Source organism: Mycobacterium talmoniae (assembly GCF_001854525.1).
GTDB lineage: Bacteria > Actinomycetota > Actinomycetes > Mycobacteriales > Mycobacteriaceae > Mycobacterium > Mycobacterium talmoniae.
The window spans coordinates 1-2,343 of the sequence record NZ_MLQM01000310.1 but is presented as its reverse complement, the minus strand read 5'-3'; the positions used below and the strand labels follow the sequence as shown (position 1 = coordinate 2,343).

Genomic DNA, 2,343 nt, shown 5'->3' with positions numbered 1-2,343 from the left:
CCGCCCCCCCCCCCCCACCCCCCCCCCCAACACGCCCCCGCCCCCGCCCGACGTGACAAAGAGCCAGCCCTCGTGCAGCACCCAGTAGCCGTGCATCCGCCCGGCCGACAGCTGCCCGCCGTAGGTGTTCAGCGGCAGCGCGCCGTCCAGGGCGATCCGCCCCGCACCCTCGACAAAGGGGCCGGACTCGCCGTCGCCGCACACCCCCAGGGCTTCTAACCACGCCAGCGTGAGGAAGGTGAACCCGTCGTAGAGTTCGGCGATATCCAGGTCGGCCGGGGTCAGATCGGTGCGTGACCACAGCTGCGCCGCCGCGTCTACCGACGCCATCTTCGGGTAGTCCGGGCGGTGAAACCAGCCGCCGGCACCGTCGGATCCGCCGATCGCCTCCACCGCCACCGGGCGGTGCGGGCAGTCGGGCCCGTACGCCGCGCCCGACACAACCACCGCGATCGAGCCGTCGACCGGGACGTCACAGTCGTACAGCCCGAACGGTGTCGACACCGGACGAGCGGCCAGGTAGTCGGCCATCGTCATCGGATCCCGGTAGACCGCAAGCGGATTGAGCGCCGCATTACGCCGACTGTTGATCGCCAACCAGCCCAGCTGTTCCTTGGTGGTGCCGTAGAGCTGCATATGCCGACGGCAGGCGAGCGCCAGCCAGTTCGCGCCGGAGTAGGCATGTGCCGCCAGCAGGTCGGCCACGTCGCTCATCGGCCCGACCCGGGGCCCGTCGGGGCCCGGCTCCATCAGCCGCGCCAGCGCGCTCCCCGAGGCCTCTGCCCCGGCCCCGGCTGATGCCGGCACCGAACCGCCGAGCATCTGCACCGTGCGGTAGACCAGCACGTGGCGGGCCCGCCCCTCGGCGACCGCCCGACACGCCGACATCACCGGGGACAGCAGCCCGCCGGTGTCGAATCCGGCGCCGCAGTCGAGCGCCTCGATGCCCAGCGCGGCGGTGGTCTCGGCGGCCGGCGTGTCACCCAGGGTGGCGATGCCGTCGATATCGGCGGGCGCCAGCCCGGCGTCGGCGATCCCGGCGCGCACCGCCTCCACCGTCAGCTCCAGTGCGGGAATGCCGGTACGACGGCCGATCCGCGAGATCCCGACACCGGACAGGATCGCGTCCTTCTCGAAGTAGCGCATCGGCACCGTCCGTTCGGCTTGTCCCCTACGTCGTACTGTATTTGACGTGTCAGCAGACCAACTGCTCATCGAGTATTGCGGCGAGTGCGCCCGCTGGGTGCATCCCCCTGCCGGCGACTGCCCCGACTGCGGCGCCGCGCTGATGGCCCGGCCGGTGTCCGGCCGCGGCACGGTGTTCACCTACACGGTCAACCACCACCGGTTCAACCCGAGCCTGGCGGTCCCCTACGTCATCGCCATCGTCGAGCTGGACGAACAGGAGGGGCTGCGGGTGGCCGCCAACATCGTGGACTGCGAACCGGATTCGGTGGCATGCGGGATGCCGGTGGTAGCCCGGTTCGACGGCGACGCCCCGGTGTTCGTGCCCGTCACCACCTAGCGCGAACAGACGCAAAAGCCCCCAAAACCCGGCTCTAGATGGGGCTTTTACGTCTGCTCGCCGGGTTACTTGATCAGGGGGTCGCGGGGCATGCCGAGGATCCGCTCGGCGATCTGGTTGCGGGTCACCTCCGAAGTGCCGCCGGCGATCGCCATCCCGCGCGCGCCCATCACCATCCGGCCGGTCAGCGCGGCGGGCCCGTCGGTCAGCGCGACCTCCGGCCCCAGCAGCGCCGCCCAGATCGCCGCGCCCTCACCCATGTGCTCGGCCAGGGTCAGCTTGGTGACGTTGCCTTCCGGACCCGGTCCGGCGCCCTCGATGGCGCGGGCGGCGCGACGCAGGTTCAGCAACCGCAGCGCATGCTCTGAGGCCAAGAAGTTGCCGACCCGCACCCGGGCGCCCGCCAGCTGGTCTTCGTGCTGCTGGGTCAGCCCGACCAGCAGCTGCGCCACCCCTTCGTAATACGACCCGCCGCCGCCGATGCTGACCCGCTCGTTGCCCAGCGTCGCCCGGGCGACGGTCCAGCCGGTGTTGGGTTCGCCGACCACATCCTCGTCGGGCACGAACACGTCGTTGAAGAACACCTCGTTGAAGTCCGAGCCGCCGGTGATCTGGCGCAGCGGGCGCACCTCCACCCCGGGCGCCTTCATGTCGACGATGACGGTGGTGATCCCGGCGTGCTTGGCGGCGTCGGGGTCGGTGCGCACGGTGGCCAGCCCGCGCCGACAGTAGTGCGCCCCCGACGTCCACACCTTCTGCCCGTTGATCTTCCAGCCGCCGTCGACCCGGACCGCCCGCGTCTTGACCGCCGCCGCATC

At 71.2% G+C, this 2,343-nt stretch carries 3 protein-coding genes; 1 reads left to right on the top strand and 2 read right to left on the bottom strand.

Annotation, left to right across the window (positions count from 1 at the left end):
- On the bottom strand, window positions 1–1,146 hold a 1,146-nt coding region (locus BKN37_RS26890), incomplete at its 3' end, for a thiolase family protein (RefSeq protein WP_242657378.1).
- Between the two features lie 46 nt (window positions 1,147–1,192).
- Here BKN37_RS26890 and BKN37_RS26885 point away from each other — a divergent pair.
- Window positions 1,193–1,525, top strand: a complete 333-nt coding sequence (locus tag BKN37_RS26885; protein WP_071030322.1) for a Zn-ribbon domain-containing OB-fold protein — start codon at window positions 1,193–1,195, stop codon at window positions 1,523–1,525.
- Between the two features lie 65 nt (window positions 1,526–1,590).
- On the opposite strand, the gene BKN37_RS26880 is transcribed toward BKN37_RS26885, so the two are convergent.
- The coding region (locus BKN37_RS26880) for an acyl-CoA dehydrogenase family protein (RefSeq protein WP_207547303.1) at window positions 1,591–2,343 on the bottom strand (753 nt) is incomplete at its 5' end.